This is a genomic window from Roseovarius sp. Pro17, from assembly GCF_035599575.1.
GTDB lineage: Bacteria > Pseudomonadota > Alphaproteobacteria > Rhodobacterales > Rhodobacteraceae > Roseovarius.
On the sequence record NZ_CP141179.1, the window covers coordinates 754897 to 775606 of the forward strand.

Here is a 20710-nt window from a genome sequence, read left to right on the forward strand (position 1 = left end):
TACTTCGGCGGCGTCTCTCATGTGAAGGCGGAGCAAACCAAGCGCCAGCAGGTTGCAAAGCTCGGCGCGGCGCTCGAGCGGTGTCATGTGGATAGGGTTCAGTGGGTTGGGACCACAGGATGGGGATCGGCTCATTCGGCGACCTCCTCAGCAGCGAAGCAGTGCCGCAGGGCCAACCCGCTCCACCCGCGTCCCCTGTTGACGGTCACCGGCCGGAAGCCGCGCTGCCGCAGAGCTTCTCCTAGCGACTTGGTCGATCCTGCCGCGCACCCAGTTTGTTCGGCCCAAGACTTCCAGTTCGAAAATAGCGATTTGGACGTTGTGCGAAGCTCTGGGCCCTCGCAGCAGTTTTCCGCGATCCATTGCCCAACCAGATCCTCATCTGCGAAGTACTGTTGCACGGCCTCCAGCACGCAATCCGGCGGCGCGAGACCCATGCGCTGCCAATCGACGCATCCGTCCAGCATCCAGCGGAGAATACCGCCTAGCTCCCCCGTCAGCTTTTCCACGAGCTGCGGATCACGTCGACTAGCCGGGATGGTGACGTCAAACGGAACGAGATGGAGGCGGCGCCGCATGGCTTCCCCGCACCCCGAGAGGTGGGGGCGGTGATTGCCCGCAATGAGGAGTTTGAACTGTGGCGCGAACTCGAAGTGGTCTTGCCGCATGAAGTTTGCCCGGATCTTTTCACCACCGGTGACGGTCTTGATGCGGCCCTCGGCCCAACTCTGGCCCTGCTCCGTTTCGGGCACCATCACGAGGCGGGCGGCTCGCAGCCCCGCCAATTCTGTCAGGTGGCGCGTGCCGCGCACCGACATGAAGGTGTCGAGCGTCGCGGTTGCGGCGTAGTTTCCCAGGACTTGGGTCATCGTGCTGAGAAAAACCGATTTTCCGTTGGCGCCGTCGCCGTGTAGAAAGGCGAAGCTCTGCTCCCGCGTCGATCCGGTCAGGCAGTAACCTGCGAGACGGGACAGGTAAGCCTCCAGAACTTTGTTTCCGCCAGTTATTTCACCAAGGAACTTGTACCAGAGAGGACAGTCGCCCTCGGCAGAAGCGGTCGTCATCTGGGTCAGCAAGAGCGCAGGGTCGTGAGGCAGCGTCTCACCGGTTTGGAGATCGATGATGCCGGTGGGCGTGTTGAGCAGCAGTGGGTGTGTGTCCCAGTCAGACGTTTGCGTGGCGATGCGCGGATCGCAGGCTGCGATCCTCAGGCTGGCAGCGATTGTTCGGTCGCTGGCAATGCGCCGAGCTTCTGCTGGCCGCTCGCAGTCTGAAGCAGTTGCACGGCAAATCATGCGGGCAAGTTCGCGCGCACCGCCGGTCGTATCGCGCGCCCAGACCTGGCCCGTCCACTTAAACCAGGCTCCCCATTGCGCGACATGTTTCCAGTCCGCGCCGTGTTGTGAAGCAAAGCGGTCGGCAATTGCGTCTTCGCTGCTGTCCGGCGCAAGGTCTTGTTCTGCGCCTGCAGGCATCGCCGACGGCAGCGGTCCATTCTTCTTAATGTCCAAGTTCAGAAGGGCAATAAATTCGCGATGGAGCCGGGCCTCGTCCCACGGCGGGACAATCATCGCCGCGTTGTGGTCTCGTGTCGCGCACCATGCCTCATCCAATGTGCACACAGGTCGCCTGACATTCCGGATCCAGTGACCGATTACTTTGGATAGCGCTTCAAAGCGGCTCACATCGTCGACACCACCGGAATGGATATGGCGGATCGCAAGGTCCAGGGCGCCGGGGCCGGTACTGACACTTGGCGAATTTGCAATGGCATTCAGCGGCGCTTCCAGCGCGGGCATTGCGTGGGCCGCATCCTCCAGCTCTGCAAGATCATAGTCGAGATCGTTGTCCTCGAGAGTCCGCACAAGAGCTGTCAGACCGTTCTTGCCGTGGAGTGTTCCCGCGACGCGGATCGGCTGTGCCAGGCTCTTGAAGGACGGGTCGCCGCCGAGCTTCACGGCGAGGGTTTCCCGCAGGGCACGGACCCGCTCGAGATCGGCACCGGTGGCCGCCTCGGTGAGCCGCCAGTAGAGATGGCATTTTTGCTGACCGGTCTCGGTGATGCCGCCAGATGCGATCACCAATGAGGGTTTTCCAAGGTGGCGCGAAGCATGCGTCCGTTTGCTGTCGATGTTGCCTTTGTCCAGGTCGATGACGATCACGCATGTCTGCAGGATATTCTCGGCACGGGCCGATTGCCCCGGTTCAACGGTGCAGGGCACGACGTAGACGCCGCAGCCTTTGTCGGCAGCCTGTCCCGCGTGGTCGCAAAGAACGCTGGTCAGGTGCTCGACGTCCGGGAACGACTGCTTGGGTGTTTTCTGCGGGGTGCCAGTTTCAGCGAGCACTCGCACTGGGACAATGCCGTCGACATAGCGAAAGACCGCACGGCAGTAGGTTGCGATAATTTCGGTATCGATCACTGGCGGTATAGACGGAGTGCTGTGGCGACTCATTGCTGACCCGCGGCGTTGTTGCGGTGGCGGTTTTCATAGTCAAAGATGTCCTGGATGCGGTACCGGACGGACCCTCCGATGATACTGAAGGCAGGCCCCTCGCGTAGGCTGCGCCACCTCTGCAGTGTGCGGCAGGAGATGTCCCAGTGGTGAGCGAGCGTCGCTTCGCTGACGAAGCTGGACGCTGCTTTTTCGATAATCGGTGTGTCGTTCTGGTTTTGCATCGGGCTGCCCTGGCGGCTTGTGGGTACGCCCTGATGATACTCTTGTGGGGGGCAGAATTCGCCTCGTCCGACGTGACAGGATCGGCCTCTGGCGTGACAGTCGTCGGTCCGCAGGGGGCGAATTCGGGCCTGTCAACCCCTCACGACGTGACAAAAAGGTTCATGGCGTGACAAGTCGATGTGCTCGACTGCCCCCATGAGAATCGATCGGGCTATGATTCGTCTTTGACAAGAGGGATGATATTCGGCGCGAGCCGATAGCCTTTGGGCGACCGAGACTGGATGAACCGGTCCTCATCCAGTTCTTCTCCGTGCACCATCTCGTAGCTTTCACCGAGCATTTGTCGGCAGCGGTTTACCTGTTGCCGTATTGTGCTCTTCTTCGTGCGTTGGCTTGATGCGAGAGTTCCTGCCGTCACATAGCGGCAATCTTCCGGTGAAAGCTGATTACACTTGTCTTCAAGGAAGGTCGGCTTCAGATCGATCGGAACCTTGGCCTTAGCTCCGATGAAAACACAGAGGCCCTCGATTTTCACCATCGGACGGCCATTCTCCACCCCGAAAGACACCTGTAACGGATCGCCGGCTTTCGGGATCAGATCTATCTCGTCTTCAGGATTCGTGTCTGCAATGCGGGAGCTCGACGCCGGAGAGTCTGTAACAAGTCTGGTGAGACCTTCACCTTGTTGCCCTAGGATAAGAGCGACAAGCGACGTCGCCGGTAGTTTGCCTAAAAAGATATCGTCAGACCGTTCCGCCAGAACTTGATCCAGAACCTGCTTTACGCTTTTTCCATGCCGCATATGCATGGCGACACACTGCTCCAAAACTGCCTGTTTCGTTTGCTCTGGATGGCCGTCGGAAATTCGCGCAAACTCGATGCCAAAAGCCGTCATGAAGATGTGCGGATCGACCGTTGTCAGGCGTAATGAGTGGCGGGCCCATTCGACAGCCATGGTACGGGATTGTGGCTTTTCGCGCGCTCCGAAAAGGATGTCGGTTCCATAGTCTGTATCAAAGTCATGCTGGTCGAGACCGGCAGCCAAGAGCGCGAAGCGCCTGTCGAGGCATTGCGAGCACGTGCCGCAATGGGTGTGCTGGGTGGTCTGCTCCCGGATGCTCGTGCAACTGACGCTGTGTGGGATTTGTCCCGCGCCGCCATGCAGAGCGATGCGCTCGACCACATCGCGCTTGGTCAGCCAGCAGTAACGGTTTTCGATCGGAACATGATCCGGCCCGAGCAGCCCCATGAGCGTATTGAGTTTACGCAGCGAAAGCGGATGGGTCGTCCGTGTCGCCATTGTGCCGACGACCTGCGGGCTGATCGGCAGATTGTGACTGATCACCCCATTTTCATAAAAACTCAACCGTTTGGCACCGAACGACCGGGCCACCAATTGCCCCAGCGCGGCGAACAAAAAGGACCGTGAGCGCTGCGATGAATCGCTCGATTCCTGCCCGACCCGACGCGCCTTGACGTGAATATGGAGGACTCGATCAGGGAACCTCTCTGCGAGATATTGACCCAGCTTGACCTGACGTGGAATTGCCTTCTGAGCGGAACGGTGGGTCAGGAGGATGACCTTCTTTGTCGATGTGGAGAGCGCTTCCAGCGCCCCGGAGAAGGAATCCAGACCTCCGGAGAACAGGATAACTTCCTCAGCATCGAACGTCGCACCGGCTGGATCTAGATCAAGGTACGGCTGCAAAGCCGGGTCGACCGGTTTCTGACGAAATGCGAAAGTCACCGCGTCCTCGGAGAGGAAGTCGACGGCATCGATGAGGGCGTACCGAACTTCTGCGCGGTTCCAGAATGCCGGATTGCGAACAGGGACCAAGAAGTCGAAGGAACGCCGCCAGGCTTCTCCCATTGCCGGGCGCGTTGGTCCGCCTCGCTTCACCGCGCTGTCCGCGGCAAAAACGGTCGCGGCGATCTCAAGCAGATCGATGTTTAGGGGATCAAGCTCTGCCCGGCACGTCGCGCGGATAAGATCGGTTTCCAGCTCGAACGTCGGCGCCACACCACCCAACCGCACTCGGAGCGGGTCAATTCTCCCATCAACGCCGATCACTGCCTCAGCCACTGCGTACCTGCCGTGTTCTCAGGTCATCGACGATCTTCTTCAGTGCGACGTGGCCAAAGCGCGCGGCTTCAGAAGAGCTGAACCCACCGTCTCGATGCAGGGTCTTACCGTACCAACCGCCTGAGAACTCCTTGATTATCCGGGAGGATTCCCAAGAATATTGCTCAAGATCGAACTGAAACGCACTTCTCGCAGCAACATCGGGAAAGCGATGTCCATCCCCGATCTCCCGATCCAGCGTGCGGTCCAGCCAATAGGATAACGTCCCGGTGACCAAGTTACCGAAGAAGCTGCGGGTATATTGAGAAACGCTTTTGTTCCAGGATAGTTTACGCGCCGCTTCCTGCACGTCGTCCGGGGTCGCATCGAAAAGTCCAGGCAGGGCATCACCAATAGATGTGGTCAGCGTTGCCGAAAGCGCCCTTGCGGCAAGCTCGCCGAGATCGCTGTGACCGCCCCGCTCTGCGCGCACTTGATCCAGTCGTCGGGCCGCTGCGCTTACAAGGTCGAGTAACTCGGGCCGGTTCGAGATCGCTATGTCCTGTGCCCTCAAAGCATCGCCAAAATCTTGTGCACGCGCGGCCGCAGGGATCGCCAGAAGGAGTCGTACGGCCTCAATGAACACTGGGTCCTTCGCGGCTTGGAGCAAATCCTTTTCTGCCGCCCGGGCACTGGCTGCAAAGATGTCATGGTTCGGGGCCGGTCCTGAGAGGAGTTCCGAAACGTCCTTCCAGTAGCGCGTTCTCGGCAGAACGCCGAGTGTCGTGTGTCCCATAAGCGCGCCGTCTCCCTAGCCGGTGCTGTTCAGTTCAACCGATCCGGGATGCCCATGTCAAATATTCCCGTGAATGGCGATCTATGCCGCGTCTCGCGCGCGATGCAAGATGCAACATGTGCAACAGATGCGACGGATGAAACCGTTGTGTCTCTTACGCACGCGCGTAAGTGTCCTAATGCATTCATGCGTAACATCTGTTGCATCTGTTGCAGCGAACGATGCTTTCCAAAAAGCAGCCCAATCGCAATCAAGTGCTTTTCCAAGCGTTCGGGCGTGGGCGCGGTTTGAATCGGACGGCGCAAAATCTGCTGGAAGTGCATATCCTTGCCGATGTTGATCTGCCGCTCGTCCGCGATTGCATCGCCCCTTGGGACAGCTTCCAGACGGGCATCTTCCAGCGGATGCTGCTGGAAGGCGCGGCCGTGGACAGTGCATCGGATGCCTTCGCACTCTATCCGGAGATGTTCAGTTCACTCCACAGACAAAGTCGGCATTTCGAAGGGGGCTATTTTAGGGTCAGGCTCCTTCTATATATAAGGGATTTGACTCCTAAATCAGCCCGATATTGCCGAACTGGACGCGGACGGTCTTGGCAGCGTGCGTGGTGGATCGCAGGCGACGGAGCGACGGCATCTGGAAGCTGTGATTGGTGACTTGGCTGAGTGGCGGCCGAAGTAGCACGCTCGTGCGCGTGCTGGTTTGGAAGCAGACGTTTATCCACATTGCAGCTTAGGTCCGCTCCGAGCCTATTTTGACCGATGCTGCACGTTGCATGAATGTCTGCTCTACGACGGTGATCCACTTGCCATTCCAACAATCATTGCACCGAGTGCAACAAGATGGACCAGCATCAGGGCTTTGTCGTTCCACATGGCACCGACAGCAAACCACCCCAACACACCGATCAGAAACAGGTATAGGTTCCATGGTGTCCATCCGAACCCTGTCGCGGTGTAGCCCATGATCTGGATGATTGACGCGCACCATTTGACCACAAAAACCATGCTGTCAAATCGTGGGCGCGCGACGATAGCATCAGACGGCACGGGTCAATCCCCCGTCAATACGCAGGTTTTGGCCAGTGATGTAGCCGCCATCTTCGGAGGCGAGCAACGAAATCACCGAGGACACTTCTTGCGCTCGCCCATAGCGCCCCATCGGAATGCGCGCGCGGCGATCTTCGGTTTCGGGGAGACTGTCGATGAAGCCCGGTAATACGTTGTTCATGCGGATATTGTCAGCCGCATGTTTATCGGAATAAAGCTTGATGAAAGCGGCAAGACCCGCCCGGAAGACGCCCGAGGTCGGAAACAGTGGGTCAGGCTCAAACGCCGCAAAAGTTGAGATATTGATGATCGTGCCGCCGCCCTGCGCCTGCATGACTGGGGTGACAAGCCGCGTCGGCCGGATGACGTTCATCAGGTAAACTTCCATGCCCAAATGCCAATCATCATCCGAAATTTCGAGCACCGGCCCATTGGGCCCGTGGCCTGCGGAGTTGACCAGAGCGTCGACACGGCCCCAGCGGTCGACAGCGCCTTGAACCAATGCAGACAGGTCATCGGGGTTGGTGTTGGATCCCGTGACACCAAAGCCGCCTAACTCAACGCCAAGCGCCTCGCCTTTGCCCGACGAAGAGAGGATACCCACCTTGAACCCATCGGCGGCCAACTGGCGGGCGGCATCTGCGCCCATTCCGCTTCCGCCTGCGGTGATTAGTGCCACTTTTTCTACTGACATTGTTCTCTCCATCTCTATTTTGATCTATCGATACTACAATTCCGTAGATCTCTCTCCTGAGAATTGATGTTTCATGCCTGTAGGAATACTATCGCCAAATGTCACAACTTCCTCCCCTCAACGGGCTACGCGCATTTGAAATGGCTGGCAGGTTTCTGAATTTCCGTGCTGCTGCGGATGAACTGGGCGTCACTCAAGGTGCCGTCGCACAACAGGTGCGCCAGCTTGAGACGCATTTAGGGGTGCCATTGTTTGAAAGGTTATCCAAAGGGCTGGCGTTCACTTCGGCGGGTCGGAGCTATCACGTGAATGTCGCCGCGGCGTTCGAGGCACTTCGCAGTGCGACCGATCAACTCAAGCCCGAACCCGGAAAAGTGCTTGTCAGTGTCACGCCAACATTCGCTGCAAAATGGTTGATTCCCAACTTGCCTGACTTTTCGGCAAAGCACCCTGATATCGACCTTCGCATTCTGGCAACAAAAAAGGTTTCAAGCTTTCACGGCGACGGGATTGACCTTGCAGTCAGGCAAGGAAAGCCACCATTTGGTGCCTCCCTCGACGCTCACCTTCTGTTTCGTCAAGAGGTTATTGCAGTCGCAGCACCAAGCCTTGTTTCCGAGCACACTTTGCCTGTCAGCCCTCAAGCCATGTCGTCTATGCCCAAACTTCATGACGCGCATGATCTCTGGCCAGAATTTCTGGGATTGTTGAATATCGAGGACAGAGGAGGTCGTGGGCTGCGCCTTAGTCAAACGTCCTTGGCCGTGGATGCAGCACTTTTTGGTCAGGGCGTGGCTCTGGTAAGCCGCTTTCTTGTGGCTGCGGAACTTGAAGCCAAGCGATTAGTCCAAATCACACCACAAAAGCTGACCGGCGAACAGGATTTCTACCTGCTGGCCACGCGAAAATCCAAGCAGAACAGCGCGATCGATTCCGTGGTGGCGTGGTTATTAGAGCGAGCTGAAAGGTAGCCCTTCTCTGATTGTGGCCATTGGAGCAGCCGCGGCGAAGAACCGTTTTGTCCCACATCTCGGTCCATTGCACAAGGTGGAGCGAAGGTCCGCTCTCGTGCGGCATGAGGCACAGTGGTCGGATCAATGCCGACGACGGGGCTCACGGTCTACTTTAGTGCCGAAATCTTGCGGTAGGCGCGATTGATCCAGCGCTGGCGATAAGACTGTTCCCCGTCCAAAATGTCGACCTATGTCGTTAAATGTCATATAGTGTCTATATTACAATGGGTTGGTCGATCTGTTATACTGCCCCGAACGCAGATTTCATTGCGCAGGGCGGGGTCATGGCGGCACAATCAGCAGCAGAACCAAAGAGCGAGAGCGCGTCCCTCGGCGCCTCGGCCATCCGGCACGTTCCAGTCTCGGACCTCATCCCTTACGCCAACAATGCGCGCACCCACAGTGAGGCGCAGGTGGCGAAGATTGCCGGGTCGATCCGGGAGTTCGGCTTCAACAACCCGGTTCTGGTGGATGCAAAGAGCGGCATCATCGCGGGGCACGGCCGGGTGCTCGCGGCACGCAAGCTCGGGCTGGGGCGGGTGCCGGTAATTGAGCTGTCACATCTGAGCGAAGCGCAGAAGCGGGCCTACATCCTGGCCGACAACCGGCTGGCCGAGCAGGCGGGCTGGGACCGGGATCTGCTGGGCCTGGAACTGGCAGACCTCGCGGAGTTGGGCATCAATCTGGCCGATATCGGTTTCGAAGGGGCTGAGCTGGATGCGCTGCTGGACCATGGCGCGGCGGATCCGAAAGAGGAGGCAACGCCTGACGTCCCTGACGCACCGGTCTCGCGCCCCGGCGACCTCTGGCAGCTGGGCGGGCACCGGCTGATGTGTGGCGACGCCACGGACGCGGCAGCGGTCAAACGGCTGCTCAATGGCATCACGCCGCATCTCATGGTCACCGACCCGCCCTACGGCGTGATGTATGATCCGGACTGGCGCAACCGGGCAGGGACCTCAGAGACCAAGCGCACCGGCAAGGTGTTGAACGACGATCGGGCCGACTGGCGCGAGGCCTGGGCGCTGTTTCCGGGCGATGTGGCTTATGTCTGGCACGGCGCACTGCACGCGACGACAGTCGCCGACAGCCTGCAGGCCAGCGGGTTCGATATCCGCAGCCAGATCATCTGGGCCAAGGAGCGGCTGGTGCTGAGCCGGGGCCACTATCACTGGCAGCACGAGCCTTGCTGGTACGCGGTGCGCGGCAAGGGCCACTGGTCAGGAGATCGCACGCAGACGACTCTCTGGTCGATCCCGAACAGGGACCAGGATGCGGCAACGGTGCATGGCACGCAAAAGCCGGTGGAATGCATGCGCCGCCCGATGCTGAACAATTCCAGCCAGGGGCAGGCGGTGTATGAGCCGTTCGCGGGCTCCGGCACGACGATCATTGCGGCCGAGAGCTGCGGACGGGTCTGCCATGCCATGGAGCTTGACCCGGCCTATGTCGATGTCGCGGTAATGCGCTGGCAGGCCTTCACCGGGCAAGAAGCGCGGCTCACGGGGCCTGACCTCACATTCGGGGATGTCTCGGATGAACGGGGGGCGCCATGACCCAGACCCGCATCCTGTCCGCGCTCGAGGCGGCAACCAATGTGATCCTCGGCTGGATTGTCGCCATGACCACGCAGCTGCTGGTCTTTCCGGTGATTGGTCTGCAGGTGATGCTGTGGCAGAATCTGGCACTGAGCAGCGTGTTCACCGCCGTGTCGTTTCTGCGCAGCTACGTCCTTCGCCGTCTCTTCATGCGGCTGAGCCGCTGATGGGACGCACGCCGATCACCCTGACGCGGGCGCCAAGCCAACGCAGGATACGTTCATCGCCTTCGGTCCGATCGATGCCCAGGGGGGTGGGTCAAACTCTGGGCGGTGACAGCGGGGACCGGCGGGGGGAGCCAAACTTTTACACGGCCATGATTCCAACCGGGGGTCAAACGGGCTGACAGGGGGAAAGGAGACCTGGCATGGCCCCGCGGGGACCCAAGACGAAACCCACGAATCTGAAGCTCCTCACCGGGACCGCGCGCGCCCACCGGCTCAACCCGCGTGAGCCACAGCCGGAGGTGGCACGCCCCGATGCGCCCGAGCATCTGACTGATGCCGCACGCGACGAGTGGAGCCGTGTCGTTGTCGAATTGGTGGCGTTGGGCATTCTGACCCATCTCGATCGCGGAGCATTGGCCGCCTATTGCCAAGCTTATGGTCGATGGAGCGCTGCCGAAGCGGCACTGGCGCGCATGGCTGCGCGGGACGCTGTAACTGACGGTCTGATGGTCAAGACCAGGAGCGGCAATCTGATCCAGAACCCGCTGGTCGGAGCGGCGAACAAGGCAATGGCCGACATGGTGCGCTATGCAGCCGAGTTCGGGATGACCCCGTCGGCACGGACCCGTGTGGTCGGGACAAGCGAAGCAGGGCCCAACCCATTCGCCCAGCTTGATGAATGGTTGGCCTGATGGGCAGGAGGGGACGCAAGCCGATACCCAAGGTCATTGAGGGCGGCACGGCCGCGTTCGGCGCGTTGCCGCGCTGTCCGGCGCATCTGACCGCTGTCGCCCGCAAGGAATGGCGCCGCCTGGCATCTCCTCTGCATTCCGTCGGGGTTCTGACGGTGGCGGATCGGGCGGCGCTTGCGGTCTATTGCCAGGCCTACAGCCGCTGGGTGGAGGCGGAGGACAAGCTTGCCAGCACGCCGATGTTGCTGAAGACGCCGAGCGGCTATGTGCAGCAATCGCCCTGGCTCTCGGTCGCCAACAAGCAGATGGAGCTGATGGCGCGCTATATGGGAGAGCTGGGGCTGACCCCGGTCGCGCGGGCGCGCCTCGACATCGCTCAGGACAGTCCGACGGATCAGGTGACGACGATCGAGTTCGTGACGGTCTACACCGACAAGGAAGGCAACCGATGCGAACGGCCTCTGGATCACTCGGGGCAGGCTGGTTCTGCTGATGAAAGTGACGTTAAAACAATAAGCTATGAGTGAGATGGCCAGCTTCGAGCGTTCCAATACAGCGCGGGTTCGCGTACACATCTGCCAAACCCACGTTAGGCAGGTTTGTACATGGCGCACGCAGCCCCCAAGTTCGTTGCCTATGAGCGGGTCTCGACCGCACGGCAGGAACGATCGGGTCTTGGTCTGGAGGCGCAACGCAAGGCAATCGATGATTTTGCGGCATCGCGCGGGGCGGACGTCATCGGCCGTTTTACCGAAGTTGAAAGCGGCGGCAAGGATGCCCGGCCCGAGCTCGCCAAAGCTCTGCATCTGGCAAAGCTCACCGGGGCGACGTTGGTCATTGCCAAGCTGGACCGGCTCAGCCGCAATGCCGTGTTTCTGCTGACGCTGCGGGACAGTGGCGTGCGCTTTCTGGCGGTGGACATGCCTGAAGCCAACGATCTGACCGTCGGCATCATGGCCCTCGTGGCCCAGCAGGAACGCGAGGCGATCTCCCGGCGCACGAAGGAGGCTTTGGCGGCGGCGAAGGCACGCGGGGTGACGCTCGGCAATCCCAACGGGGCGGCGGCGCTCAAACGGGCAGGGAAGGGGGGCGAGGCGCTCCGGCGAACGGTGAGTGCAAATGCCGACCAGTTCGCCCACGACCTCAAGGCGGTGGTGCAGGATATCCGTGCTCAGGGCCATGAGACGCTGCGCGCCATAGCCGCAGAACTGAACCGACGTAGTATCCTCACGAGGCGTGGAGGGATGTGGCATGTGTCCAGCGTCAGGAACCTGATCCGCAGGATTGATTGTACAGGTGGCGCCGGCAGTTAGTGCGGTTGCTCCATCACGGCAAACAACGGGCTGCGGGCTGAACAACAAGGTCGAGAACTCTCACCGGCCGTTCCGACGACGGGAGCGGCGATGCTGCGCTTTCGAAAGATGCGTAGCATGGAAAAATTAATCGCCGTCCAGGCCCCCAGTCCACAACCATCTCAATCAAGAACGCCATCTTTGCCCACGTGACAATTTCAAACTGAACCGCGTTGCCGCTCTCGTCGGGTGGCGCGATCTGGGCGCGGCATCAAGGCAAGATCACTGTCCTTTTAGAGGCTGGATCTCATCTGTCTGACAGCACCCTCCACTCAGCACTGGGATGGGAAAGCCCGGTCGCCTTCGAAAAGAAGATGGACTAAACGAGCGCGTCGATCAGAGCAAAAGCGGATCAGTTCCGGTTTTCCGGATTTTGGGTAAGAGACGAGGCCGTCCGTCCCTCTAAATATATAAGTTGATCTCAGTCGTGGCGTACGAGAATGGTGCGGACTGCGGCGAATTCCCTCAATGCCTCCCAGCCCTTTTCACGACCATGGCCGGATTTTTTCATCCCGCCGAAGGGCAATTCGATCCCGCCGCCAGCGCCGAAACAATTGACGAAAACCTGCCCTACCTGCATCTGCCGTCCGACCCGTAGTGCGCGAGCGCTGTCGCTAGTCCAAATGCCGGCGACCAATCCGTAGTCGCTGGCGTTGGCAAGGGTGATCGCGTCCGCCTCGTCGTCAAAGGGGATCACGGCCAGAACCGGGCCGAACACTTCCTCGATCGCCAGACGGTGATCGCGTGGGACGGGGCCGTACATGCGCGGCTGGATGAAATAGCCGTCGGGGCTTAACCCGGGGTCCATTTGGCCGCTGGCCAACAGCGGAAGGCCCGTTTCGTCCGCAATCTGGATGTATCGTTCGACACGCGTTTTTTGACGCGAGCTGATCACCGGGCCCAGCTGACCTTCCATATGCGGCATGATGACCCGAACCTTTGAAAATGCCTCCACGATTTGCGGCAGCAGCGTTTTCATCGCCGCGCGCTCGATCAAAAGGCGCGATCCGGCAGAGCAGGTTTGACCGGCATGCTGGGTAATGGCCGCCACGACGGTAGGGATGACGAGCGCTGGGTCGGCATCGGCAAAGACGATCTGGGCAGATTTTCCGCCCAATTCCAGCGTACAGCCAATATGGGTCTTGGCTGCGGCAGTCTGAATAGCCACACCGGTTTCAGACGACCCGATGAACGAGATGAAATTGATATCGGGATGTTCGGACAGCGCGGCGCCTGCCTCGGCGCCCAAACCGGTGACCATGTTGACAGATCCGGCCGGAAAGCCCACTTCGCGCAAGATATCGGCCAGCACCAAGGTGGTGGCGCACGCATCCTCGGCAGGTTTCATGACGACAGCGTTGCCCATCGCCAAGGCCGGTCCAATTGAGCGGGGAAACATCTGGGCAGGGTAATTCCACGGGATGACATGTGCCGTCACACCATGCGGAACATTTTCCGTCGCGGCGAAATAGCCATTTTGGACTGGGATCGTGTCGCCATGAACCTTGTCGGCCGCGCCGCCGTAATATTCGAAATAGCGCGCACAAGCGGTTATGTCAGCGCGGGCCTGCGCGATGGGCTTGCCAGTGTCGCGCGCCTCAAGCTCGGCCAGTTCTTCGGCCCGTTCTTGCACGATCAGCCCTGCGCGCGACAAAAGCCGCCCGCGCTCGGCGGCGTTCAGCCGCCCCCAGTCGGCCGACAGCGCCCGGCGGGCCGAGGCCACGGCAGCATCCACGTCCGCGCGGCCCGCGCCCGCGATACGGCCAAATGGCTGGCCTTCGGCAGGGGCTATGATGTCCAGCCACTGTCCAGATTGCGGGGTGGTCCATTCACCATCCACCAGCAGGCCAGTGATGTGATCGGGTAGGGTGGCCGAAATCATGATGTCGTCCTCATTGTGGATCAGTCCAGTGGTGCCATGTGATAGGTCTTGGCGATGACCTTCCAGCCATCCGGCATTTTCAGCAGGCTCAGCGTGTCGGTGAACCCGTTGGGCGGGTGCGAACAGGTGACGCGCGCGGTTGCCGTGGTTTCGGCCACGTCGATCCAGTGAACGCAGTTGGTCGAGGGGAATCCGCTGTCCTTGGCCGATTTGCGCCCCCGGATTTTGTCCAGCCAGACATCGCGCGGCAGGCTCGAAAGGCCATCGGCAGAGGCCGCATAAAGATGCGCTTCGGGTAGGAAAGTACGGGCCAGACGATCGACGTCCCCCTCATATAGGCCATCGAGATAGTCCCATAGCGCTGCTTCAACGGCATGAAGTTCCGACATTCTTAGTCCTCCTGTGGCGTTTGGAACGGCGCGGGGTCCAAAAAGCGCCGTAACACGTTCCAAGAAATTTGTGACACGTTGTTGGTATAGTCATCATGGCTGAGGCTGCCCGCCCACGCGATTGAGCCGGTGTTGAACACCGCCCCACCGCCGCGCGTCTCGAAGAAAACCATGTCGGCGGCAATTCGCGCCTCGGCAGGGGCGGTGACGGTTGGCACGGTGATCGACATTTCCTCGTTCACTAGGCGGTATGCCTCTGTATGTCCTTCGGACGAAGCCAGGATCACTGTATGCGTGGGCGTGCCAAGGGCGGTGTCGGCATGGTCGATCTCGACCCCTGCTGCGCCGCCACCCTGCAATCCGAACCCGCCGATCCAGTCGCCTTCGACCCCGTCGAAAATGAAGGCCGTGCGTCGTCCGCGTCCTGCATCAGTGCGCCGATAGCCGGTGGAAAGATCGAACCCCTCGGAAATGAAGCCGACGCCGCCGATAGATTGCGGCGGCTTGCCCTGCGCGCGCCAGAGGCCGCCAAGTTTGCCATCAAAGGCGTGGTATTCCTCGCCCGGCTGGGTTTCCCATGTGCGTATCGCGGGTCCAGAGCGGCGCACTTCGATCACGCCGCGCAGGCGCGGATGAAATGCGATGCGCCAGTAGAAACCATTGCCGCCCATCACCATCATGCGCCCGCCGCCGTCGGTATAGCTTTTGACGCCGTCCCACATTTCGGCCGAAAAATACTCGGGATGGGTGCCTGTCATGATTGCACTATAGCGCGCCAGCAGGGGATAGCCTTCGCGGTGCAGATCCTCGTCGGTGACGACGTCGTAGTCTTGCCCTGTGGCCTCCAGCCAATCCAGAATATGCGTGTCGGCGTTGTATTCGCGCAGATTTGAGCCATTCGCGCCAAAACTCGAGATATAGCCTGGACGGAAATTCAGGATTGGGCGAAAGCGCGAGGAATAGCACACGCCAGAGCCGTCCGAGTGGATATCATACAGTGACGGCCCCCATTCGGGATGCTCGTCGATCAGGCGGTTTGCCTCGTGTAGGATAATGAGGCGGCTGGATAGCAGTTCGGCGATAGGGAACGGCACCGGGTTTAGGTTGGCATAGGCCCAGTATGTCGCCGTAGACGCGATATAGAGCAGCGGCGCGGGCTTGTCTGTGGGCCGGGGGCGTACAAAGAATGGGAGGCGTTCCACTTTGTTGCCCGCCGTAAGGCGGATGGCATAGGCGCCTGAGGGAAGATCATCTGGCAACTGTGCGTCAATATCGGTGTCCCAGCCGGCGTCGTAGATATCATCATCGTGGAAGTGGATCGCGCCGTATTGTTCGGGGGCTGCGGCCCATTTCACTTCTTCGCCAGTCCAGTTCGATCCGGTCATGGCGCGCGCGGGCAGGTTGACGGTTTTACCGTGATGCCCATTGCGGGACAGATCGCGCACGATTTCGCTATCGATCTCCCGGGAGAAATCCCAAAAACCGATGACCTCATCGTTTAGGTCTGGCGGAATGGCGGCTTGGCGCAATGTTTCGATCTCTAGGCGCGTGAGGGCTTTGCGAGCCAGCCGCGGCTTTTCGATCTTACCGTTGAAGTGGCAATCGGTGCGCAGCTTTTCCCCTTCAGTTGAAATGCGCCGCGCCGCGATCAGCAGTGGTGCTGTAGTGTCGCACGTCCAGTCAAAGTCGACCGGGCATTCTGCCATGATCGGGCGTTCACCCGCCCCGCTGCGCGAATAGGGTTCTTGCGTTACCGTAAGTTTACCACCGCCAAACGTCATCGCGACCAAATGCCATTGCCGTGTGACCAAAGGCATGCGGCCCGCCAAGCGGGCAGTGCCGCCCGAGTCCGTGATCTCTGCCACTAGGTAACTATCCGACAGAAACAGGCGAAACGCGCCATCCGGTCCAGTACGAGACAGAATGACCTGTTCGCCGCCATGGGACGTCGGCCAGATATGTGCCATGGCGGTAAAATCGATAAACTCGCATTCGGCCATGTCGATCAGAACGGACGACCCGGCATTGGCGATCTGTTCGCGCGCGGGGTAGCTGCCGTCAAACTTTGACGGGATAACTGTTTCGGAAAATCCCGGCCCCTCCGGATTTAGGTCGCCGCAGCGCACACGCACCAATGCGGCCTCGAACTGATCGGCGGATGTGCAGGACGCCATGATCTTTAGGCGCCCGCCGCGCAGCAGGCTGACGTGGTCGGTGTAGCCGGTGATATAGGGAAGGGGCATTACGTTTCCTTGGCCGGGTCGATGGCGGTCAGCTTGATCCAGCGTTGGCGAAAGACATAGCGTTCGGCCTCGGCCAGGTCGTCGAAAGTGATTTCATCGTGAATAGTCACGGGATCGCCGCGCGTGCCAGTCAATGTGCCCAGCGCCCACCGTCTGTGCGGTTCCAGCGCCACCAGCACGAATTTGCCAGCACAGGGGGCTTTGCGGAAGTGTTGCAACACGAATTGCAGGTCAGGCGAGTGCGCCCCGACCGGCTGTAGCGCGTATTCGGCATATAGCGACGGGCCCCGTGACAAGATCGCGTCCCAAACTGCTCGGGAAGAGCCGCTGTCGTCGGTCAGGTTATGAAAATCGGTCATATGACGCCACTTTCCTTCAATGCAGTCATGTGCTCAGCATCGATGCCCAACAGCCCCGTATATATGTCTTCGTTGGAGGAACCCAAGGCAGGGCCAAGTGTGCCAACCACTCCAGGCGTTTCAGATAGGCGGGGCAATACCGCAGGGACTGTGACTGGCCCCAGAATATCATGCGCCAGCGTAACGAGGTTCTGGCGTGCAGCGATATGCGGATCGGCGAATATCTGTTCGACCGTATTCACAGCGGCGCAAGGCACATCGCGTTCAGCGCAGTAGGCGACCAGATTGTCAGTCGTCATTTGCAAGGTCCAACCCTGCACTATTGCGTCCACCTCACCCGAGTTATTGAGGCGCGCAGGTGTGGTGCCAAAACGCTCCGGCGTGGCCAGTTCAGGCTGCTGAATTGCGCGCGCTAGCCGTTCGAACATCCGGTCGTTTGTACAGGCGATAGCAACCCAGCCGTCAGAGGTGCGAAAATGTCCGTGCGGGCAGGCGTTAGAGGTGCCAAGACCCTGCCGCCCGCGCACGATCCCCTTGGCAGCATAGGCTGGAATAAGGTCGTCCAGCATGCGCAGCACTGGCTCATAAAGCGCCAGATCGACATACTGACCCACCCCCGCATGTTCGCTGACCCGCAATGCCAACAAAATGCCAAGCGCGCCATAGACGCCCGAAATATAGTCGGCGAGCGATGTCGAACCGGGCGTCAACGGCGGCCCGTCCACCTCGCCTGTCAAGTGGCTGAGACCGCCAAACGCATGCGCAATGCGTGCAAAACCCGGGCGCGTGGCGTTGGGGCCGGTTTGACCATAGCCCGACACCCGTAGCATTACGAGCCGGGGATTGATCGCGCAAAGGGTATCCCAGCCCAGCCCCCATTCCTCCATTTTTCCGGGTCGGAAATTCTCGCAGACGACATCTACCTCAGCGGCCAGTTGTTTGAAAATATCGGCACCCTCAGGCCGGCGCAGGTCCAGCGTGACGGATTTTTTGTTGCGCGCTTCGCTTAGCCAGCAATAGGTGGCTCCAATTTCGTCCGCAGGCACGCCAAAGCGGCGTAGCGGGTCGCCGGCCTTCGGCTGCTCGATTTTAATGACTTCGGCGCCGAATTCGCCCAAGATTCCCGCCGCCATAGGTGCTGCGATGAACGTGGCCAGATCGAGCACGCGGATTCCGTCCAGTGGTTTAGGTACGTCTGTCATGATGGACCGCGCGCTCCGGGGTTGTGGCATCATTAGGTTTGCAGCGCGCACGGCGCAGGCGAAAGAACAACCTTCCTCTAACGCTAGACGATAATGTTATGGGCATGCCCATTGTCGCACCCTTCGCAGAGTGCCAAGATCAGCGCCTATACAATTCCAACAGTCAGGTTTCGGTATGGATGTTCGCCAATTACGCTATTTTTTGACCATCGGGCGCTGCGGCAGTTTTTCGCGCGCCTCGGTAGAGTTGAACGTGGCGCAGCCCGCGCTGAGCCATCACGTCGCCAATCTGGAGGCCGAACTGGGCGTAAAGCTGTTTGATCGCTCGACGCGGGGGGTGGTTGCCACCGAATGCGGCAAGACGCTGATGCATCATGCCGAGATCATCCTTCGCCAGATGACCCACGCTACGCGCGATGTGCAGGACTGTTCTTCGCAGCCATCAGGGCCGGTCCAGATTGGTCTGCCGACGTCGGTGTCTATCGAACTGGCTGTGCCGTTGCTGACCGAGGTGGAAAATCGGTTTCCGGCGATCACGCTGAACGTCAATGAGAACCACTCGGGTTATTTGTCCGAATGGCTGGGGTCGGGGCAGTTGGACCTGGCGATCTTGTTCGATGTTGAGGAAAGCGCCGCCTTCGATCTGACCTATGTCCTTACCGAGCCGCTATATTTCGTCACTGCGCCGGGCGGGCCTGCGGCGGGGCGCGATGCGGTCGATCTGGATACGCTCAACGAACTGCCGCTGGTCGTGACTGGGCAGGCGCATGGGCTGCGGCAGGTACTGGACCGTCACCAGCGCGACAATGGGTTACGTTTGAACATCAAGACCGAACTCGACTCACTGAACGCGATCAAGAAACTGGTCGGTGCGGGCTATGGTCATTCGGTTCTGCCGTGGTGCGCTATTCAGGCAGAGTGCCACTCGGGCGCGCTCTGCGCCGCAGAGATCCGAAATCCAACCCTTTCGCGAGAGGTCTATCTGGCTTCCAGCAAGGACTGGGCACTCTCGCGTGCTGCTGAGGTCATTGCGGGCGTGACCGGCGAGTTGGTGCGCGGTCTGGTCGCATCTGACCGGATGCGCGGCACGCAGCGCCCATAACAGTTTTGTATCGCTCTATCCCCAAAACAAAGATTGTTGCGTGGCGTGCGAACCGCAATGCTGCTTTTAGGCTGGATTTGGGTCCCATTGGCGGGATCTGGAGTCCTGTCATTTGTATTAGAAACAGATCATTCAGGGGGAGATGGACCATGATCAGGAAATCCGGTTCCATCGTGACTGCGGCGGTGGTTTCTGTCGCGTTCTCGTTTTCTGGGCCCGTCATGGCGCAGGATAAAACGGTTACTTTGGGCGTGCTTGGCGCGTTTGCAGGCCCCTTCGCCGCAGACGCGGTTGAGGGTTATAACGGGGCTGCATTAGCCGCCAAGGAAATCAACGCAGCAGGCGGCGTCAACGGCTACATGTTCGAGGTTGACAAGTTTGACACAAAGGAAATGACGCCGGATGCAGTGCTGTCCGCGGTCGAGCGTCTAAAATCCACCGACAATCTGGGGGCCATCGTGACCCCATTCGGATCGTTGTCGGGGTTTGAGATGGATTATGTCGCCGAAATCGGCGTGCCGTACATGGTCGCCGCGAACTCGAACCAATACCGTTCGATCATTCAGGAAGATCCCGATTTTTATAAAAACGTCTGGTCACTGGCACCTTCCTATGATGCCTACCAGACCGAGCTGCCTAAGGTTATCGACGCGATGACCGAGGCCGGTACCTTCGATGCCGGCGACAAGACATATGCCATCATTGGGTCGGACAATCCCTATTCCATGCCGATCTATGAGGGGCTGAAAACGGCCATGGACGCGGCCGGATGGACCATGACGTTCGACGACGTTGTTCCCCCGGTCGAGATCAACGACTGGCGCGTGATGTTGTCGCAAATCCGCCAGAACCCGCCGTCGGTCATCATTAATACCGAAGCGTCGTCGTCCAACGCCGCGTCATTCATGAACCAGTTCATGGAAGACCCGACAGATTCGCTGCTTTTCATCCAATATGCTCCGTCGGTGCCAGAATTCGTCGACCTTACCGAGGAAAATTCGACCGGGGTGCTATACAACATGCTGGGCGGTCCGATTTCGGGCGAGGTGCGTCCGCGCACCAAGGAAATCGGCGATAAGTACACGGCCGAGTATGGCTATGACAGCTCGATTTACGGCTACATCGTGTATGAGATGGTTTATCTCTATGCCGATTTGCTGGGCAAGGTCGGCGATCCTATGGACTATGCTGCAATCAACGCCGAACTGGCGCAGACTGACAAGGAAATGGTCCACGGGCGGGTAAAGTTCGATCCGGAAACCCACCTCTCCATTCAGGGCGATGGCTATCTGCCGATCCAGTTCTACCAGATCTGGGATGGAAACCGTGTTACGATCTATCCCAGCGAATACGCCACCGGCGACAGCCAGACACCACCATGGATGGCCAAGTAAGGGCATAGTCTGGCACGGAAAAGCAATCTGATCGG

The 20710-nt window shown here is 59.6% G+C and carries 20 protein-coding genes and 1 pseudogene; 10 read left to right on the plus strand and 11 right to left on the minus strand.

Annotated elements, in window-relative coordinates; translation table 11 throughout:
• Window positions 1–131: 131 nt before the first annotated feature.
• The 4 genes from U3654_RS03635 to U3654_RS03650 all read right to left on the minus strand — a co-directional run bounded on the left by U3654_RS03635 (window position 132) and on the right by U3654_RS03650 (window position 5539).
• The gene (locus U3654_RS03635; protein WP_324754001.1) at window positions 132–2423 is read right to left on the minus strand and encodes a phage/plasmid primase, P4 family; all 2292 of its coding nucleotides are present in this window, start codon (window positions 2421–2423) and stop codon (window positions 132–134) included.
• 29 nt (window positions 2424–2452) lie between these two features.
• Window positions 2453–2680, minus strand: a complete 228-nt coding sequence (locus U3654_RS03640; protein WP_324754002.1) for a hypothetical protein — start codon at window positions 2678–2680, stop codon at window positions 2453–2455.
• A 212-nt stretch (window positions 2681–2892) separates the two neighbouring features.
• On the minus strand, window positions 2893–4764 hold the full coding sequence (locus U3654_RS03645) for a hypothetical protein (protein WP_324754003.1): 1872 nt from the start codon (window positions 4762–4764) through the stop codon (window positions 2893–2895).
• The gene (locus U3654_RS03650) at window positions 4757–5539 is read right to left on the minus strand and encodes a hypothetical protein (RefSeq protein WP_324754004.1); all 783 of its coding nucleotides are present in this window, start codon (window positions 5537–5539) and stop codon (window positions 4757–4759) included. The genes U3654_RS03645 and U3654_RS03650 overlap by 8 nt, the downstream gene beginning before the upstream one ends.
• A gap of 221 nt (window positions 5540–5760) precedes the next feature.
• Between U3654_RS03650 and U3654_RS03655 the strand changes: the two genes are divergently transcribed.
• Window positions 5761–6195 carry a hypothetical protein gene (locus U3654_RS03655; protein WP_324754005.1) on the plus strand — a complete coding sequence of 145 codons (435 nt, stop codon included), beginning with the start codon at window positions 5761–5763 and terminating at the stop codon, window positions 6193–6195.
• A gap of 132 nt (window positions 6196–6327) precedes the next feature.
• On the opposite strand, the gene U3654_RS03660 is transcribed toward U3654_RS03655, so the two are convergent.
• Together U3654_RS03660 and U3654_RS03665 are read right to left on the minus strand one after the other, a co-directional pair.
• On the minus strand, window positions 6328–6588 hold the full coding sequence (locus U3654_RS03660; RefSeq protein ID WP_416384550.1) for a DUF6552 family protein: 261 nt from the start codon (window positions 6586–6588) through the stop codon (window positions 6328–6330).
• A complete protein-coding gene (locus U3654_RS03665) occupies window positions 6578–7282 on the minus strand; it encodes an SDR family oxidoreductase (protein WP_324754006.1) in 705 nt (234 codons plus the stop codon). Before U3654_RS03665 ends, U3654_RS03660 begins: the two co-directional genes overlap by 11 nt.
• Window positions 7283–7380: 98 nt before the next feature.
• Between U3654_RS03665 and U3654_RS03670 the strand changes: the two genes are divergently transcribed.
• The 7 genes and pseudogenes from U3654_RS03670 to U3654_RS03700 form a co-directional block, all read left to right on the plus strand.
• Window positions 7381–8253, plus strand: a complete 873-nt coding sequence (locus U3654_RS03670) for a LysR substrate-binding domain-containing protein (protein WP_324754007.1) — start codon at window positions 7381–7383, stop codon at window positions 8251–8253.
• 326 nt (window positions 8254–8579) lie between these two features.
• Window positions 8580–9851: a site-specific DNA-methyltransferase gene (locus U3654_RS03675; RefSeq protein ID WP_416384576.1), complete on the plus strand. Its 1272-nt coding sequence runs from the start codon at window positions 8580–8582 to the stop codon at window positions 9849–9851.
• A complete protein-coding gene (locus U3654_RS03680) occupies window positions 9848–10060 on the plus strand; it encodes a DUF7220 family protein (RefSeq protein ID WP_324754009.1) in 213 nt (70 codons plus the stop codon). Before U3654_RS03675 ends, U3654_RS03680 begins: the two co-directional genes overlap by 4 nt.
• Window positions 10061–10260: 200 nt before the next feature.
• Window positions 10261–10752: a phage terminase small subunit P27 family gene (locus U3654_RS03685; protein ID WP_324754010.1), complete on the plus strand. Its 492-nt coding sequence runs from the start codon at window positions 10261–10263 to the stop codon at window positions 10750–10752.
• Window positions 10740–11279 (plus strand): phage terminase small subunit P27 family, encoded by a 540-nt coding sequence (locus U3654_RS03690; protein ID WP_324754011.1) that lies wholly within the window; start codon window positions 10740–10742, stop codon window positions 11277–11279. The genes U3654_RS03685 and U3654_RS03690 overlap by 13 nt, the downstream gene beginning before the upstream one ends.
• Before the next feature lie 78 nt (window positions 11280–11357).
• Window positions 11358–12065, plus strand: coding sequence for a recombinase family protein (locus tag U3654_RS03695; RefSeq protein ID WP_324754012.1), 708 nt, complete (start codon window positions 11358–11360; stop codon window positions 12063–12065).
• A 16-nt stretch (window positions 12066–12081) separates the two neighbouring features.
• Window positions 12082–12363, plus strand: a pseudogene (locus U3654_RS03700) (hypothetical protein); the annotation flags it as partial.
• Between the two features lie 162 nt (window positions 12364–12525).
• Here the strand turns inward: U3654_RS03700 and U3654_RS03705 are convergent.
• From U3654_RS03705 to U3654_RS03725, 5 genes are read right to left on the minus strand one after another with little or no spacing between them, the layout of a single operon-like run.
• Window positions 12526–13986, minus strand: a complete 1461-nt coding sequence (locus U3654_RS03705; RefSeq protein ID WP_324754013.1) for an aldehyde dehydrogenase family protein — start codon at window positions 13984–13986, stop codon at window positions 12526–12528.
• Between the two features lie 20 nt (window positions 13987–14006).
• On the minus strand, window positions 14007–14375 hold the full coding sequence (locus tag U3654_RS03710) for a nuclear transport factor 2 family protein (RefSeq protein ID WP_324754014.1): 369 nt from the start codon (window positions 14373–14375) through the stop codon (window positions 14007–14009).
• Between the two features lie 2 nt (window positions 14376–14377).
• A complete protein-coding gene (locus U3654_RS03715) occupies window positions 14378–16618 on the minus strand; it encodes a N,N-dimethylformamidase beta subunit family domain-containing protein (RefSeq protein ID WP_324754015.1) in 2241 nt (746 codons plus the stop codon).
• Window positions 16618–16977 carry a hypothetical protein gene (locus U3654_RS03720; protein ID WP_324754016.1) on the minus strand — a complete coding sequence of 120 codons (360 nt, stop codon included), beginning with the start codon at window positions 16975–16977 and terminating at the stop codon, window positions 16618–16620. The genes U3654_RS03715 and U3654_RS03720 overlap by 1 nt, the downstream gene beginning before the upstream one ends.
• Window positions 16974–18179: a CoA transferase gene (locus tag U3654_RS03725; RefSeq protein WP_324754017.1), complete on the minus strand. Its 1206-nt coding sequence runs from the start codon at window positions 18177–18179 to the stop codon at window positions 16974–16976. The genes U3654_RS03720 and U3654_RS03725 overlap by 4 nt, the downstream gene beginning before the upstream one ends.
• A gap of 175 nt (window positions 18180–18354) precedes the next feature.
• On the opposite strand from U3654_RS03725, the gene U3654_RS03730 reads away from it, so the two are divergent.
• Both U3654_RS03730 and U3654_RS03735 read left to right on the plus strand, forming a co-directional pair.
• On the plus strand, window positions 18355–19281 hold the full coding sequence (locus tag U3654_RS03730; RefSeq protein ID WP_324754018.1) for a LysR family transcriptional regulator: 927 nt from the start codon (window positions 18355–18357) through the stop codon (window positions 19279–19281).
• 149 nt (window positions 19282–19430) lie between these two features.
• Entirely contained in the window at window positions 19431–20675 is a 1245-nt protein-coding gene (locus tag U3654_RS03735) for an ABC transporter substrate-binding protein (RefSeq protein WP_324754019.1), read from the plus strand.
• The last annotated feature ends 35 nt before the right edge of the window (window positions 20676–20710 follow it).

What these genes read in the sequence shown, in the direction of transcription:
- U3654_RS03640 (WP_324754002.1), bottom strand. Translation starts at nt 2,680, where the DNA reads ATGCAAAACCAGAACGACACACCGATTATCGAAAAAGCAGCGTCCAGC.
- U3654_RS03650 (WP_324754004.1), bottom strand. Translation starts at nt 5,539, where the DNA reads ATGGGACACACGACACTCGGCGTTCTGCCGAGAACGCGCTACTGGAAG.
- U3654_RS03655 (WP_324754005.1), top strand. Translation starts at nt 5,761, where the DNA reads ATGCTTTCCAAAAAGCAGCCCAATCGCAATCAAGTGCTTTTCCAAGCG.
- U3654_RS03665 (WP_324754006.1), bottom strand. Translation starts at nt 7,282, where the DNA reads ATGTCAGTAGAAAAAGTGGCACTAATCACCGCAGGCGGAAGCGGAATG.
- U3654_RS03670 (WP_324754007.1), top strand. Translation starts at nt 7,381, where the DNA reads ATGTCACAACTTCCTCCCCTCAACGGGCTACGCGCATTTGAAATGGCT.
- U3654_RS03675 (WP_416384576.1), top strand. Translation starts at nt 8,580, where the DNA reads ATGGCGGCACAATCAGCAGCAGAACCAAAGAGCGAGAGCGCGTCCCTC.
- U3654_RS03680 (WP_324754009.1), top strand. Translation starts at nt 9,848, where the DNA reads ATGACCCAGACCCGCATCCTGTCCGCGCTCGAGGCGGCAACCAATGTG.
- U3654_RS03685 (WP_324754010.1), top strand. Translation starts at nt 10,261, where the DNA reads ATGGCCCCGCGGGGACCCAAGACGAAACCCACGAATCTGAAGCTCCTC.
- U3654_RS03690 (WP_324754011.1), top strand. Translation starts at nt 10,740, where the DNA reads ATGGTTGGCCTGATGGGCAGGAGGGGACGCAAGCCGATACCCAAGGTC.
- U3654_RS03695 (WP_324754012.1), top strand. Translation starts at nt 11,358, where the DNA reads ATGGCGCACGCAGCCCCCAAGTTCGTTGCCTATGAGCGGGTCTCGACC.
- U3654_RS03705 (WP_324754013.1), bottom strand. Translation starts at nt 13,986, where the DNA reads ATGATTTCGGCCACCCTACCCGATCACATCACTGGCCTGCTGGTGGAT.
- U3654_RS03710 (WP_324754014.1), bottom strand. Translation starts at nt 14,375, where the DNA reads ATGTCGGAACTTCATGCCGTTGAAGCAGCGCTATGGGACTATCTCGAT.
- U3654_RS03715 (WP_324754015.1), bottom strand. Translation starts at nt 16,618, where the DNA reads ATGCCCCTTCCCTATATCACCGGCTACACCGACCACGTCAGCCTGCTG.
- U3654_RS03720 (WP_324754016.1), bottom strand. Translation starts at nt 16,977, where the DNA reads ATGACCGATTTTCATAACCTGACCGACGACAGCGGCTCTTCCCGAGCA.
- U3654_RS03725 (WP_324754017.1), bottom strand. Translation starts at nt 18,179, where the DNA reads ATGACAGACGTACCTAAACCACTGGACGGAATCCGCGTGCTCGATCTG.
- U3654_RS03730 (WP_324754018.1), top strand. Translation starts at nt 18,355, where the DNA reads ATGGATGTTCGCCAATTACGCTATTTTTTGACCATCGGGCGCTGCGGC.
- U3654_RS03735 (WP_324754019.1), top strand. Translation starts at nt 19,431, where the DNA reads ATGATCAGGAAATCCGGTTCCATCGTGACTGCGGCGGTGGTTTCTGTC.